The following is a 13,476-nucleotide window of genomic DNA, read 5'->3' on the forward strand; positions in this document are numbered from 1 at the left end:
CGGCGAGTAGCCCGCCGAGCGGTCCCGACTGCCGGACGAGCGGTCGCGCTCCTCGAGGTGGTTCGGCGGTGACGCGGCGCGCTCCCCAGGGCCGGGACGCGTCGTGGGGGAGGGTGGTCGGGTGACCGACGTTCGCCCGTTCCGACCCACCGACGCCGACGGCGTGGCCGCGCTGTGCCGCGAGCTCGGCTGGCCGTCCTTCTCCGACCCGGCCGTAGCCGCCCGCGCGTGCACGGCGCCCGGCGTCGTCGCCTGGGTCGCGGTCGAGCGGGACGGGCCGGTCGAGCGGGACGGGCGGGTCGACCGGGACGAGTCGGTCGAGCGCGTCGTCGCCTTCGCGCAGGCTTTCGGCGACGGCGTCGTGCAGTCCTACCTCGCGCAGCTCGGCGTCGCCGCCACGCACCGACGCCACGGCGTCGGGCGGCGCCTCGTCGAGGCGGTGTTCGCGGCGTCCGGCACCCAGCGCATCGACCTCGTCACCGACGACGCCCAGGACTTCTACCGCTCCTTCGCGCACCGCGAGAAGCCCGGCTTCCGGCTCTACCCCGACGCGCCGCGGCCGAGGGCTTGAACCGGCCGACGTTCACGAGGGTTCCGCCGCGCGGCGGGAGGCCCGCCATCCGCCGGCGCGGGTGGCGCCGAAGACGAGGTGTGGCCCGTGACCTGACCTACCGCGTCGTCATCCGCTCGGCCCGAGTGCTCTTCGCCGCGCTCGGACTGCGCATCGAGGTGCGTGGCGCCCAGCACGTGCCGGCGTGCGGGGGAGCGGTGCTCGCCAGCAACCACGTCAGCTTCCTCGACTTCCTCTTCGTCGGGCGCGTCGGCATCGGACGCGGCCGGCTCGTCCGGTTCCTCGCCAAGCAGGGCGTGTTCGCGCCACCGGTTGTGGGGCACGCGATGCGGGCCATGCGCCACGTCCCGGTCGACCGGGCGCACGGGGAGGTGGCGCTCCGGCCCGCCGTGCGACTCGCGGCGTCCGGGGAGGTCGTCGGCGTCTTCCCGGAGGCGACGATCTCCCACTCATGGGAGCTGCGGCCGCTGCGCCCCGGTGCCGCCGCGGTCGCCGCGTGGTGCAGCGTCCCGCTCGTGCCGGTGGTCGTGTGGGGCAGCCAGCGCGTGCTCACCGTCGGCGGACGCTGGAGCCTGCGGCGCGGACGCGCCGTGACCATCAGCGTCGGGGAGCCGCTGCACCCAGGGCCCGACGCCGACCCGTACGTCGTCACCGAGGCGCTGCGCGAGCGGCTGGCTCTGATGCTCGCTGACGCCGTCGACGCCTATCCCGACCAGCCGCGCGACGACGCCGACCGCTGGTGGCTGCCGGCGTCGCGCGGTGGCACGGCGCCCGGCATCGAGGAGGGCCTGCGCCTCGACGACGAAGGCGTCGCTCGTGCCGATCTCGCGCTCCTGAAGACGGACTCACGCCGACAGCGTCGCTGACCGGCGCGCTACCGGCCTGGGTCGCCCCACACGGACTGGAGGGACTCGAGATCCGCGCGGTCCTTGCTGCCTTCCGCCGGGTCGGCTCGCGCCCTCTCCTTGTCGGCGAGCATGCGTCCGAGCGGGACGATACGAGCGCAGACGCCGCCCAGCACCTTGGTCTCGTTCCCGAACGGTTCGGCGCTCCACAGCGCCGGCTCCGGCTCGAACGGGATGAACACCTCTCCCTCGTCGCCGTCGACGAGGAAGGTCAGCTCGAGCCTCACGCCGTCGCGGGCGTACCTCGTGCCTTCGATCTCGCCTTCCAGCGGAGTGTGCTGCCAGCCGGCGCTGACGAGGCAGCCGTGGATGCGGGGCCGGTCTCGGCGCCACACCGCCAGATCGACGTCGTCGTGGGGCCGGGTTCGGCGGCCGACGAGGAAGTCGACGGCCCAGCCCCCGAAGAGCCAGTGGTCGAGCCCGGAGGCGTCGAAGGCCGTGCCGAGCTCGCCGATCGCCGCGAGCTGCCGCGCATCGGTGGCGACCCCGTCGTCGCCGCTGTCCATCCCCTCAGGCTAGGACCGAGCGAGGTCGCGCGCTGCGGGATCGTGCACCACCACGATCGCCACGTCCGCCATGGCGCAGTTCCGGCGGCGTACGGGCCGGTCCGAGCACGCCAAGTCCGCCATGGCGCAGTTCCCGTGGCATGTCAGTAGGCCATGCCCATGACGGCGCGGACCGTGGCCAGGGTGCGGTCGGCGACGGCGTTGGCCCGCTCGTTGCCCTCGCGCAGCACCGCGGCCACGTGGCCGGGGTCGCGCTCGAGCTCGGCGCGTCGCGCCCGATGCGCCGCGAGTGAGCCGTTCACGGCGTCGGTGACGACCTCCTTGAGCCGTTGCGCACCACCGTTCCCGATGCCGTCGGCGACGGACTCGGGCGACTCCTCGAGGAACAGTCCAGCGATGGTCAGCAGATTCGCGACGGCGGGACGACCCTTGGGGTCGAACGTGATCCGCCGTTCGGAGTCGGTGCGAGCCGCACGGATCCGGGCCGCCGTCTCGTCCGCCGAGTCGCGCAGGTTGACGACGTTGCCCCTGCTCTTGCTCATCTTCGTGCCGTCGGTGCCGAGCAGCAGCGGCACGTCGGAGAGCAGCGCCTCCGGCTCGGCGAACACGGGCTGGCCGCCCGCGTACCGGGCGTTGAAGCGTCGGGCGATGGCCCGCGTCTGTTCCAGGTGGGGCAGCTGGTCGCGGCCGACCGGCACGATCCGGCTGTGGCAGAACAGGATGTCGGCCGCCTGGTGCACCGGGTAGGTGAGCAGCAGGCCCGACAACGGGCGGCCCTCGGACAGGCTCAGCTCGTCCTTGACGGTCGGGTTGCGCCGCAGCTCGGCGTCGGTGACGAGCGACAGGAACGGCAGCATCAGCTGGTTGAGGGCGGGCACGGCGCTGTGGGTGAAGATCGTCGTACGCGTCGGGTCGAGGCCCGCGGCGAGGTAGTCGAGCACGAGGCCGTGGACGTTGTCACCGATCGCGCCCACCGAGTCGCGGTCGGTGATGACCTGGTAGTCGGCGATGAGGACGAAAGTCTCGACTCCCTTGTCCTGCAGTCGAACCCGGTTGCGCAGGCTCGCCAGGTAGTGGCCGATGTGCAGGGGGCCGGTCGGCCTGTCGCCCGAGAGCATGCGGAACCGCGTCGGGTCGCTCGAGGCGTGCTCGTCGATGAGCGCGTCGAGGACACGGCTGCGGTCGCGGGCGGCGGCGTAGGTGACGCTCTCGTCGGACTCGAACGGCGCCGTCGCGGGGACGGCCGTGGGGACGGTTGCGGGGATGGACGTGGTCAGGGGGGACGTGCTGGACATGGGTGCTCCTCGCGGACGAGGCCCACGGGCGGCACGCCGTCCACATCTGGCGCACATGGCAAGAGCCGCCCGTGGGCGGCTCTGGATGGGTTGGTTCGACAGGCCGCCTCAGCTGGGCAGCCACCACGCGCGGATCGGTGCGACGGTCGAACTCATGTCGTCAGGGTACGCCTTGTCGCCGCGTCCTCGCCCGCGGAGGCGAACTCGATGAACCGTCAGAACTCTATGAACAGAACATCGACGCCCTGCACGTGCCTGCAAGAACGTGTCCCCCAGGCCACGGGGCGTCCCGGGCCTCTCACAGTGAGGTGGAACTATCAATGACGATAAGTCCTTCCGTGACCGGATCGGATCGGGCCTCGGCGGTGGTCCGCGCCGCCTGCACCACTGCCTTCTGGGCCAGCCTGCTGTTCTTCGTCTATCTCTGGGTCGCCGACGGGTCGGTCGACAAGATGTTCGCCAAGCCCGAGGGGCCGCTGAGCTACCCGGGCAAGCTCGCCGGGCTGGTCTCGGCCGACCTGATGATCGTGCAGGTCGTCCTCATGGCGCGGTTGCCGTGGATCGAGCGCTCCTTCGGCCGTGACCGACTCGTGCGGATCCACCGGTGGACCGGGTTCACGTCGCTGAACCTCATGCTCGCGCACATCGTCCTGCTGACGCTCGGCTACATGGTCCGTGACCGCCGAACCGTCCTCGGGTCCCTGTGGTGGATGGTCGCCGACTGGCGAGGCATGATGCTCGCCGCCCTCGGCACCGCGTTGCTGGTCATGGTGGGCATCACCTCCAGCCGGGCCGCCCGCAGGCGCCTGCGCTACCACACGTGGCACCTGCTGCACCTCTACACGCTCCTCGGCATCGCCCTCGTCGTGCCGCACATGATCTGGACGGGCAGCGAGTTCCGTCCGCAGTGGGCCCAGGTGCTCCTCGTGTCCCTGTACGCCCTGGCGGTCGGGTGCCTCCTCGCCTTCCGGCTGCTCGTGCCCCTGCTGCGGTCGGCGCGCCACCGCGTCGTGGTCGACCGCGTGGTCGAGGACGCCCCCGGCAACGTCTCCGTGCACCTGCGCGGCGACGGCCTCGAGCGGCTCGGCGCCCAGGCGGGGCAGTTCTTCATATGGCGCTTCCGAGACGGACGCGGCTGGACGCGCGGCAACCCGTACGCCCTCTCCGCCGCCCCGCAGGGCGACGCCTTCCGTATCACGGCCAAGGAGGTCGGCACCAACAGCAAGCGGCTGCGGGGGCTGCGCCCGGGCACGCGCGTCCTCTTCGAGGGGCCGTACGGGCGGTTCACCCGCACCTCGAGGCACGGCGGCACGGTCACGGCCATCGCCTCCGGGATCGGCATCACACCGGTGCGGGCGCTGTTGGAGGACCTCGACTACGCGCCGGGCGAGGCGGTCCTCCTCTACCGGGGCTCGAGCGAGGACGACTTCGTGTTCCGCCACGAGCTCGACGAGCTGGCGAAGGAACGCGGCGTCCGGGTGGTCTACCTGCCCGGGCACCGGCCGAGCGGGCGCACCTCGTGGCAGCCGGAACCCGCGACGGAAGAGGACCACGTCGCGATCCGGCGACTGGTGCCGGACATCGGTGCCGGCGACGTGTACATCTGCGGTCCCGACGCGTGGGCGCAGTCCGCCGCCGACGCCGCCCGACGCGCCGGCGTCCCGAACACCCACATCCACGTCGAGCGCTTCGCGTTCTGACCAGCCACGCCAGTGAGAGAGGCAACCACCATGATCCGCAACACCCTATGGGTGGCGGCGACGGGCATCGCGCTCGCGCTCACCCTCGCCTACCCGACCAGCGCGAACCAGGGAGTCCCGTACGGGCGGACCGCGGGAGCGACCGTCAAGAGCAAGCCGTCTCCGGCCAAGCCGGTGTCCGTCACACCTGCGCCCGCGGCCTCCTCACGGTCGCCCAAGTAGTCGGGCCGGTGCGGGCGGCGGTGAGCCACGGGCGTTCGAGCAGAACGAAGCTCGCGGTCACGACCGGCACGAGGACGACGAGCGCGCCCGCGCACACCAGCAGCGGCGACGCGCCCGGCCAGGCCGCGCGCACCGCCCACACGACCGGCAGGTGCCAGAGGTAGAGGCTGTAGCTCGCGACGCCGATGCCTGACAGTGCGTGCGAGCCGAGCAGGCGGACAGCCATGCCCGAGCGGTCGCGGCGGTGGTCGATGACGACGAACGCGATCACCGCCGCCGCCGGGAACACGGTGTAGCGGTACGCCGGGTGCCCGTTGAGCGAGCTCGGCAGGAGCGTCGCCACGACGAGCAGCACGACTCCGAGCGTCACGACAAGCGGCTCGCGGCCGGCGTCGTCACGACGTCCGGGGTGCGCGTGGTGGAGCGCGAGGCCCGCGCCGAGCAGCATCGCCGACCAGTTCGCCGGCGCGAGGAAGTAGAAGACACGGGGTGACAGCGCGAGCGAGGCCACGTAGAGCACGGCGGCCGCGACGAGGACGAGCGTGCGTAGCCGGCCCCCGTCGAGGCGGCGGCGGGCAGCGAGCAGCAGCAGCGGCCACGCGAGGTAGAACACCCACTCGACGGTGAGGCTCCACGTGTGCTGCCACGGCTCCACCGCGATCGGTCCCGCGGCGACGAACGGCGCGGTCGCCTGCGCGAGCACGACCGGCGCCGAACGGATCACGTCGGCGAGCGGGGGAGCGTCGAGCGCCGCGAAGACCGCGCCGCTGACCACGACCATCCCGAGCAGCGCCGGGTAGAGCCGCACGACGCGTCGACGGACGAACCGTGCGTACGTGGCCCGCAGCGGCGGACCGGCCGGACGGCGCCACAGCTGACGCGTCACGAGGTAGCCGGACAGCACGAAGAAGACGACGACCCCTGCATGACCGCCGCCGTCCAGCTCGGACAGGCCGCTGTAGAAGACGAAGTGCACGTGGACGACCGCGAGCGCGGCGAGACCCCGCAGGCCGTCGAGCACGCGCTCGCGGTGCGCGGGGCTCGTCGCGGCGGGCTCGGCGGTCACCCTCGGATTGTGACGGGCAGGACGCGTCCTGTCCCCCGATCGGCCCACCCCGCCACGGGCGTGGGTGACGCGCGTCGGGTGGCGTGACGCGTCGGGTGGCGTGACGCGTCGGTGGGGTGACGCGTCGGGCGTGGGGCTGCTCACGCGGCGCGTGTGGCGGCGACGCGTCCTCCTAGGCTGGGCCGGTGCCCGACCCGATCCCCGCCCAGACCGCGCTGCTCGACCACCTCGCCGCCCTCGTCGACCTGCCCGACGTGCGCGAGCGCGCCGAGGCCGCCCGCGAGGCGAGCACCAGGCTGCGGTTCCACGAGGCGCTGCGCCGGCGCATCCCCGAGGCCGCGGCCGAGTCGCGGGTCCGCGGCGCGCAGGCGAGCGCCGCGCTCGACGGCGCGGACTTCCCCGTCGAGGTCGTGCGCGCCTTCATGAGCGGCACGCGCGAGTGGCCCGAGGACCCCGACCCGGGTCTGTCGACGCTGCAGGGCGCCATCGCCGCGACGGCCGAGAGCGAGCACGTCGTCGGCCTCGTGCGCACGGCGCCGCTGCAGGCCCTGGCGCGGCTCCACGTCGCCGCGGCCTCGCCGGTCGTGCGGTCCGAGGCGCTCGGCCGTCCCCGCGTCGGCGACGAGTCGTGCTCCGAGCTGATCGACCTCGGGGCGGCGCCGTCGGCGTCGGCCGCCGCCACCCGGCTCTCGGCGCTGAGCGAGCTCGTCGTCGCCGCGGCAGGGTCGACACGGATCCCCGCCGCCGTCACCGCGGCTCTCGTGCACGCCGAGGTCGCGGCGATCCGGCCCTTCGTCCACGGCAACGGGCTCGTGGCTCGGGCCATGGAGCGCGCCCTCGTCCAGGCGCTCGGCCTCGACCCGACCGGCGTCGCCGTGCCCGAGGCGGGTCACCTCGCGCAAGGGGGACCCGCCTACCTCGGGTCGCTCGCCGCCTACGCCACCGGTGGTGCACGCGGCGTCGGGCTGTGGCTCGCACAGGCCGGCGCCGCCTACGCCGAGGCGGCCGCGGCCGGTGAGCGGATCAGCGACGCCGTCCGCGTCGGACGGCTCGGCCCCGGCATCTGACGCTCGCGGTCCCGCCGGCCGGACGCGTCAGGCCGCTCTCACGTGCGTGGTGTCCGAGATGGTGGACAGTTCCGGGCTCCGGCGACGCGTCGGGTCTGTCGCCACGCCGACGCAGTGGGGTAGAACGGACGCAGGAACCACATCGCCGAGAGGCGTAGATCCGGATCCGCGTAGAACCCTTTTCCGAGAAGTATCGAGTACCCACGCGAGAGCAGTTCCTTTTGGAACCGTCCACCCCCGGGATCACCACCGGGGCGACACTACGGAGATTGCACGCCTGGTAGCCCGATACGTCTCCGGAGGCCCTCGACCGTCACGGTCGGGGGCCTCCACTCGTGTGGGGCGTCGATCGGCTCGCGTGGACCGGGGCGAGGCCCCGGCATGGGTCGGGCGTTGCAGCGTGACCGTTTTGGCCCGAGCGGTCACCGCGTGCGATCATTCGAGCCGGTTGCGCCCTAGGCCCGATTCGTGAAAATTCGCTGCGTGTCGTGACAAGTCGGTTTGCAATCGGGTGGAATGGGGTCCACGATTATGGCGGCGCTCCCCTTCGGGGTCGAGCGCTGCGCGATCTGGCTCCTCCCCCCCGGTGCCAGTCTCGTGAAGGTGGCCTCCGTCTTCCCCCGGACGGAGGCCACCTGTCTTTTCCGGCCGGGTTCACGGACCGGTCCGTGAACCCCTTGGCGATTCGGACGGAGGGGTGGTCGCCCGGGGCAGTCCGTGGAGGCTGCCGGGTTGCGCGGGCGATCCCGACGCTGGCGGCCGACGTTTGTCCACACCCCGTCGCACGCGGGCGTGACCGTCCACAGCCAGAACGCCGGGGCTGGGCCCACCGGCGACGGACGGCGACGGTGTCGTCATGGGAAACGTCATCGCCGTCCTGTCCGCCTCGGGCGGCGTCGGGGCCTCGTGCCTCGCCGCAGCCCTCGCCGTCCGGGCCGCAGCCGCCGGGCGCTCAGCCGTCGCCGTCGACCTCGACCGAGGGGCCGGGCGCCTCGACGTCGTGCTGGGCGTCGAGCAGGAGCCCGGATGGCGCTGGCCCGACCTCGCCGACGTCCGTGGGGTCGTCGACGGCTCAGGGCTCGCCGACCGGCTGCCGACCACGGCGGGCGTCGCCGTCCTGTCGGGTGTTCCGGCGTGGACGGCGGGCCAGGACCCGCTCGACTTCCTCGACACCATCCCGGACATCGTCACCGGGCTGGCCGACGCCCACTCGGTCACGGTGCTCGACCTGCCCCGCTCGGCCGGCATCGTCGAGACCGTCGCGCCGCTCGTCGACGCCGTGGTCGTCGTGGTCGGCACGGAGGTGGTCCAGCTCGCCGCGGCGACGCTCGTCGTGCCGGGCGTGCGCCATGTCGTCGACGCCGCGCGTCGGGAGGCCGACGACTGGTCCGGTCCGCCCGTGCCGCCCATCGAGCCCTGGGTCGTGCTCCGTGGTGCGCGCGTCGAGCCCGAGCTCGAGGACCTCGTCACCGACGAGCTCGACGTGGCGGTCGTGGCCGCGGTGGGTGACGATCGCCGCGTCGTCACCGAGATCGCCGATGGCCTCCCGCCCGGGGTGCGTGGTCGCGGTCCGCTGGTGCGTGCCGCCGACGAGCTGCTCCTTCGGCTCGTGTCGGCCTCGGAGGCGGCGTGAGCCTCAGCGGGGCCGTCTGGGAACGGGTTCGCGACGGTGTCGCCCCCGATCCCGACGCCGTCGCCGCCGTGGCAGCGCAGGAGCAGGGAGCGCTCGGAGCGACTCGGGTCGCGGCGACCCGCTCCGCGCTCGGTGCGCGGGTGCTGGGCGCCGGGCCGCTCGACGCGTGGCTCGCCGAGCCGGGCGTCACCGACGTCGCCGTCAACGGAGACGGGTCGGTGTGGGTCGACCGCGGCGTCGGCATGGAGCGGACGCCCGACCGCCTCGAGCCTGCCGACGCGCGAACCCTCGCGGTACGGCTCGCCGGCCTCGCCGGCCGGCGGCTCGACGAGGCCAGCCCGTGGGTCGACGGGCAGCTGCCCTCCGGCGCGCGCCTGCACGCGATGCTCCCGCCGCTCGTCGAGGGCGGGGCCCACGTGACCATCCGCGTCCCGCCGTCGCGGTCCCTGTCGCTGTCCGCCCTTGCGGCCCGCGGCATGGTGCCGCCGGGCTGGGAGGCGGTGCTCGAGGCGCTCGTCCGCCGCCGGCTCGCGTTCGTCGTCTCGGGCGGCACCGGTGCCGGCAAGACGACCCTGCTCGCAGCCCTCCTGTCCGTCTGTGACCCGCTCGAGCGGGTGCTCCTCGTCGAGGACGTCCGCGAGCTGCGGGTCGAGCACCCCCACGTCGTGCGGCTCGAGGCGCGGCCCGCCAACGTCGAAGGCGTCGGCGAGGTGACCCTCTCGACCCTCGTGCGCCAGGCGCTGCGGATGCGGCCCGACCGCATCGTCGTCGGCGAGGTCCGCGGAGGCGAGGTTCGAGAGCTGCTGACCGCCCTCAACACCGGGCACGAGGGCGGCTGCGGCACGGTCCACGCCAACGAGCCGGCCGACGTCCTGGCCCGCTTCGAGGCCCTGGGGGCGCTCGCCGGGCTGTCGCCCTCGGCCGTCCGTTCGCAGGTGTCCGCCGCGCTCGACGTCGTGGTCCACGTGGCCCGCTCGCAGGGGGTGCGCCACGTGCGCGCCGTGGCCCTGCTCCGACGCGGCGAGCGCGGTCCCCGCGTCGAGCCGGCGCTCGCGTGGGCCGGCCCGGGCAGCGAGCCGCAGGTCGGTACCGGGTGGCCCGGTCTTGCCGCACGTCTGGGGCTGCCCGCCGGCGAGCCGACCAGCTGTCGTCATGGATCGCCTGGGCCCGAGGGCGCGGCGGGTGCGGCGTGAATCTCGTTGGCGTCGAGCCGTTCTGGAGCTCGGTCACACTCGGCCCCGTGGGTGCAGCTGTCGGCGTGCTCGTCGCGCTGACCGTTCTCGCCTGGCCCCGACGCAGGTCGGCGCGGGCAGCCCTCTCGAGAGACGTCCTCGCCTCCGGGTCGGGCGCCTCCCCGTCTGCTGCAGCGAGCGAGCCCGGTGGTGCTCGGGCGACCGTGGCGCGGCTCTGGCGGGCCGACCCTGTCGAGCTGGCCCGGCAGTGGCGGCTGCGGCGGCGTCCCGACGACCTGCTCGCCGGTGCCCTCGACCTCCTCTCCGGCATCGGCGCGGGGCTCGAGGCCGGCCTTCCCCCGGGCCGGGCCATCGAACTGGCGGCGACCTCCGTGGTCGGCGCCGACCGGGTGGCGCTCGCGACCGGTGTGGGGCCTCGCGACACGCAGCCATCTGCCGCGACCTCGGTGCCGGCCGTCGCCGGGCTGGCCGGCGACCTCGTGCGCGCCGGTCGGCTGGTTCGTCCGGTCTCGGTGGTGTGGGACGACTGGGCGGGGCGGAGCGGCTCGGACGAGCTGGCCTTCGTCGCCGCGGCCTGGCGCCTGTCCGAACGCACCGGAGCACCGTTGGCCGCTGCTGTCGAGCGTGCCGCTCGCGGGCTGCGCGACGTGCGCCGCCGCCGCGGTCGGGTGTCCGCCGCGGTGGCCGGCCCTCGCGCGACCGTCACCGTGCTCACGGCGCTGCCCCTGGCCGGTCCGCTCCTCGGGCTCGCGTGCGGTGTCGACCCGGGGACGCTCTACCTCGGATCACCACTGTCCTCGGCGGCCGTCGTCGCCGGCGCCGGCCTCGCAGTGCTCGGCCGCTGGTGGTGCAGCCGGATGGTGCGGGCGGTGCTGACCTCATGACCGTCGGGGTGCTCCCGAAACTGGCTGCGTCCGGCCTGGAGACCGTGGTGGGCGTCGATGTCGGAGGCGTCGACGGCGTCGGCGTCGGTCTTGCCGTCGGTGCCGGTCCGGGTGTCGGTGCCGTCGTCGCGGGCGTCCTGGTCGTGCTCGCCGTGCTCGTCCTGCCCCCGCGTCGCGAGGCCCTGGAACGACACGCTGCCCCGCGTCCGGGCGGTGAGGCCGGCACGACCCCGGACGACGACGAGGCCGCGGGTGGTGGCGCGCGCCGGGGAGAGCCCGCGTCGGGCGAGGTGGCGTCGGCCCTGGCTCTCCTCGCCCTCGGGTACCGCTCCGGGCTGCCCACGTGGGACGTCCTCGACGCGGTGGGCGACGGGCTGGCGGCCGACCCCGCCGCCGATCTGAGACAGGTGGGTGCGGCCCTGCGCTGGGGTGCCTCCGACGCCGAGGCCTGGGGCTCGGTCGGTGCGGCCTGGTCACCGGCAGCGCGGGCCGTCGAGGTGGCGCACCTGGCCGGCGTGCCACCGGCACCGCTGCTCCTCGCGGCGGCCGACGACCTGCGCGAGGCGGAGCTCGAGCGCGTCGAGGTCGCTGCCGCTCGCGTCGGCGTCCGGCTCGTCGCGCCGCTCGGACTCGTCCTGCTCCCAGCCTTCTGCCTGACGACTGTCGTGCCGCTCGTCATCGCCCTGGCCCGAGACCTCGTGTCGTCGTGACCAGCCACTCCTCGGCGCGCGAATCCCGCCGCGCACACCGAACCGACCACCAAGCCGCCGAGCGCCGCTCGGTCCAGAGAAAGGAAAACTCATGTCCCACAGACTGATCCGCATCTACCGCCGCGCAAGGCAGCGTGTCCGCGCCAGCGGCGACGACCGAGGCATGACCACGGCCGAGTACGCCGTCGGCATCATGGCGGCCTGCACCTTTGCGCTCGTGCTGCTGGGTGTCGTCAAGTCCGACGCGGTCCGCTCGGCGCTCGCCGGCATCGTCCAGAGCGCCCTGGGGATCGCCGGGTGACCGCGCCCCACCACCGCGAGCGCGGGATGGTGACGGCCGAGCTCGCCGTCGCCGTCCCGGCGGTGGTGCTCGTCCTCGCCCTGTGCCTCGCCGCCGTGCGGGTGGCCGTCGACCAGGTCCGCTGCGTCGACGCCGCGCGGATCGCCGCGCGCGCAGCCGCCCGGGGCGACCCGATCGAGCAGGTGACCGGTCTCGGCCGGTCTGCCGCGCCGGAGGGGGCTCGGGTCGAGGTGCACGCCGCGCCGCTCGGGGCCGCCGTCACGGTGAGCGCCGATGCCGGAGGCTGGGCGGGCCTGCCCAGCTGGACCCTGCGCGCCGTCGCCGTCACCCCGACCGAGACACCGCCATGAGTCGCGGCACGAGCGGGCAGTCGAGCGGAGGGCGCCGTCTCGCGGCGGCGTTCGGCCGGGCGGTCGACCGCGGGTCAGCGAGTGTTCTCGTCCTCGCGGCCACCGGCGTGCTGCTCGCGGCGGGAGTCGCGGCGCTGATCCTCGGGTCGGTGGCGGTGGCAGGCCAGCGCGCCCGGCTCGCCGCCGACCTCTCCGCCATCGCCGGGGCGACACGCCAGCGCGCCGCCGACGTTCAGGCCTGTGCCGCCGCGGCTGCGGTGGCTCGCGCCAACGGGGCCCGGCTGGAGGGCTGTTCGCTCCGGGACGCAGACGTCACCGTCGTCGTCAGCATCGAGGTGCCGGTGTGGCCGGACCCTGCGCGGGCGCGGTCCCGAGCCGGGCCGGCGCGGCCGGGCTGAGGGCCGGGCTGGGGGTGTCCGAACCCGATGCCTGCGAGTGAACGGACGCCTGGGGTGTCGGTGGGCGGGCGCAGCCCGGTGCGGCCTTGCGGAGAGGAATGCCGAAACGGCGTCAGCGGTTCTGCCAGGCGTCGGGGGCGGTGAGCAGCTGGCGGACCCGGCCGGAGAGGTCACCCGTGCGCAGCGCCTCGAGCGACGTGCCGTCGAGCACCTCGCGCAGGCTGGCCCGGACGGCGACCCACAGGCTCGGCAGGTGGGCAGCCACGCCCTGGTACTCGGTCTCGTGCGGTCGCAGTCCGCGCACCTCGGCCAGGGGGCCGTCCACGGCCCGGAAGACGTCGCCCACGCTGATCTCCTCGCCCGGACGGCCGAGCACGTAGCCGCCGCGGGCTCCGCGGCGGCTCAGCACGAGGCCGGCCCGGCGCAGGTCGGCGAAGATCGCCTCGAGGAACTTGCGGGGCAGGTCCTGCCGGGTGGCCAAGCTGTCGATGCTGACGGGTCCGGAGCCCTCGGCCTCCGCGTCGCTGAGGATGAGCATCGCCCTGACGGCGTAGTCGACCCGGGCAGAGATGTCCACTGGCCCAGTCTGCCGCAGCGGTCGGCGCCGCCGGTGGACGCGGGGCCGGGCCAGCCGCCGGTGCAGGACTTGGACGCGCCCTCGAGGACGCCGGCGGG

At 74.4% G+C, this 13,476-nt stretch carries 16 protein-coding genes; 12 read left to right on the plus strand and 4 right to left on the minus strand.

Annotated elements, in window-relative coordinates; translation table 11 throughout:
- Positions 1-121 precede the first annotated feature (121 nt).
- Together RY076_RS10470 and RY076_RS10475 are read left to right on the plus strand one after the other, a co-directional pair.
- A complete protein-coding gene (locus RY076_RS10470; RefSeq protein ID WP_323097602.1) occupies positions 122-571 on the plus strand; it encodes a GNAT family N-acetyltransferase in 450 nt (149 codons plus the stop codon).
- A gap of 80 nt (positions 572-651) precedes the next feature.
- A complete protein-coding gene (locus RY076_RS10475; protein ID WP_323097603.1) occupies positions 652-1,437 on the plus strand; it encodes a lysophospholipid acyltransferase family protein in 786 nt (261 codons plus the stop codon).
- An 8-nt stretch (positions 1,438-1,445) separates the two neighbouring features.
- Here the strand turns inward: RY076_RS10475 and RY076_RS10480 are convergent, their stop codons facing one another.
- Positions 1,446-1,982, minus strand: a complete 537-nt coding sequence (locus tag RY076_RS10480) for a nucleotidyltransferase domain-containing protein (protein ID WP_323097604.1) — start codon at positions 1,980-1,982, stop codon at positions 1,446-1,448.
- 143 nt (positions 1,983-2,125) lie between these two features.
- Positions 2,126-3,277, minus strand: a complete 1,152-nt coding sequence (gene trpS, locus RY076_RS10485; RefSeq protein WP_323097605.1) for a tryptophan--tRNA ligase — start codon at positions 3,275-3,277, stop codon at positions 2,126-2,128.
- Between the two features lie 338 nt (positions 3,278-3,615).
- Here trpS and RY076_RS10490 point away from each other — a divergent pair, with 338 nt between their 5' ends.
- Together RY076_RS10490 and RY076_RS10495 are read left to right on the plus strand one after the other, a co-directional pair.
- Positions 3,616-4,977 carry a ferredoxin reductase family protein gene (locus tag RY076_RS10490; RefSeq protein ID WP_323097606.1) on the plus strand — a complete coding sequence of 454 codons (1,362 nt, stop codon included), beginning with the start codon at positions 3,616-3,618 and terminating at the stop codon, positions 4,975-4,977.
- 30 nt (positions 4,978-5,007) lie between these two features.
- Positions 5,008-5,199 (plus strand): hypothetical protein, encoded by a 192-nt coding sequence (locus RY076_RS10495; protein WP_323097607.1) that lies wholly within the window; start codon positions 5,008-5,010, stop codon positions 5,197-5,199.
- Here the strand turns inward: RY076_RS10495 and RY076_RS10500 are convergent.
- Positions 5,159-6,265 (minus strand): acyltransferase family protein, encoded by a 1,107-nt coding sequence (locus RY076_RS10500; protein WP_323097608.1) that lies wholly within the window; start codon positions 6,263-6,265, stop codon positions 5,159-5,161. The genes RY076_RS10495 and RY076_RS10500 overlap by 41 nt on opposite strands.
- A gap of 185 nt (positions 6,266-6,450) precedes the next feature.
- Here RY076_RS10500 and RY076_RS10505 point away from each other — a divergent pair, with 185 nt between their 5' ends.
- From RY076_RS10505 to RY076_RS10540, 8 genes are all read left to right on the plus strand, one after another.
- Positions 6,451-7,332 (plus strand): Fic family protein, encoded by an 882-nt coding sequence (locus RY076_RS10505; RefSeq protein WP_323097609.1) that lies wholly within the window; start codon positions 6,451-6,453, stop codon positions 7,330-7,332.
- Between the two features lie 856 nt (positions 7,333-8,188).
- Positions 8,189-8,965, plus strand: coding sequence for a CpaE-like family protein (locus tag RY076_RS10510; protein ID WP_323097610.1), 777 nt, complete (start codon positions 8,189-8,191; stop codon positions 8,963-8,965).
- On the plus strand, positions 8,962-10,158 hold the full coding sequence (locus RY076_RS10515) for a TadA family conjugal transfer-associated ATPase (RefSeq protein ID WP_323097611.1): 1,197 nt from the start codon (positions 8,962-8,964) through the stop codon (positions 10,156-10,158). Before RY076_RS10510 ends, RY076_RS10515 begins: the two co-directional genes overlap by 4 nt.
- Positions 10,159-10,205: 47 nt before the next feature.
- Positions 10,206-11,042, plus strand: a complete 837-nt coding sequence (locus tag RY076_RS10520) for a type II secretion system F family protein (RefSeq protein ID WP_323097612.1) — start codon at positions 10,206-10,208, stop codon at positions 11,040-11,042.
- Positions 11,043-11,089: 47 nt separating this feature from the next.
- Positions 11,090-11,752, plus strand: coding sequence for a type II secretion system F family protein (locus tag RY076_RS10525; RefSeq protein ID WP_323097613.1), 663 nt, complete (start codon positions 11,090-11,092; stop codon positions 11,750-11,752).
- Positions 11,753-11,843: 91 nt separating this feature from the next.
- A complete protein-coding gene (locus RY076_RS10530; RefSeq protein WP_323097614.1) occupies positions 11,844-12,053 on the plus strand; it encodes a DUF4244 domain-containing protein in 210 nt (69 codons plus the stop codon).
- Complete coding sequence (locus RY076_RS10535; RefSeq protein ID WP_323097615.1) at positions 12,050-12,403, plus strand: TadE family type IV pilus minor pilin; 354 nt, start codon at positions 12,050-12,052, stop codon at positions 12,401-12,403. Before RY076_RS10530 ends, RY076_RS10535 begins: the two co-directional genes overlap by 4 nt.
- Complete coding sequence (locus RY076_RS10540) at positions 12,400-12,801, plus strand: Rv3654c family TadE-like protein (RefSeq protein WP_323097616.1); 402 nt, start codon at positions 12,400-12,402, stop codon at positions 12,799-12,801. Before RY076_RS10535 ends, RY076_RS10540 begins: the two co-directional genes overlap by 4 nt.
- Before the next feature lie 112 nt (positions 12,802-12,913).
- Here RY076_RS10540 and RY076_RS10545 read toward each other — a convergent pair whose 3' ends face one another.
- The gene (locus RY076_RS10545; protein WP_323097618.1) at positions 12,914-13,378 is read right to left on the minus strand and encodes an RrF2 family transcriptional regulator; all 465 of its coding nucleotides are present in this window, start codon (positions 13,376-13,378) and stop codon (positions 12,914-12,916) included.
- Between the last annotated feature and the right edge of the window lie 98 nt (positions 13,379-13,476).

Source organism: Intrasporangium zincisolvens (genome assembly GCF_034724055.1).
In the GTDB taxonomy this organism is placed as follows: Bacteria; Actinomycetota; Actinomycetes; order Actinomycetales; family Dermatophilaceae; genus Monashia; species Monashia zincisolvens.

What these genes read in the sequence shown, in the direction of transcription:
- RY076_RS10530 (WP_323097614.1), top strand. Translation starts at nt 11,844, where the DNA reads ATGTCCCACAGACTGATCCGCATCTACCGCCGCGCAAGGCAGCGTGTC.
- trpS (WP_323097605.1), bottom strand. Translation starts at nt 3,277, where the DNA reads ATGTCCAGCACGTCCCCCCTGACCACGTCCATCCCCGCAACCGTCCCC.
- RY076_RS10480 (WP_323097604.1), bottom strand. Translation starts at nt 1,982, where the DNA reads ATGGACAGCGGCGACGACGGGGTCGCCACCGATGCGCGGCAGCTCGCG.
- RY076_RS10540 (WP_323097616.1), top strand. Translation starts at nt 12,400, where the DNA reads ATGAGTCGCGGCACGAGCGGGCAGTCGAGCGGAGGGCGCCGTCTCGCG.
- RY076_RS10495 (WP_323097607.1), top strand. Translation starts at nt 5,008, where the DNA reads ATGATCCGCAACACCCTATGGGTGGCGGCGACGGGCATCGCGCTCGCG.
- RY076_RS10510 (WP_323097610.1), top strand. Translation starts at nt 8,189, where the DNA reads ATGGGAAACGTCATCGCCGTCCTGTCCGCCTCGGGCGGCGTCGGGGCC.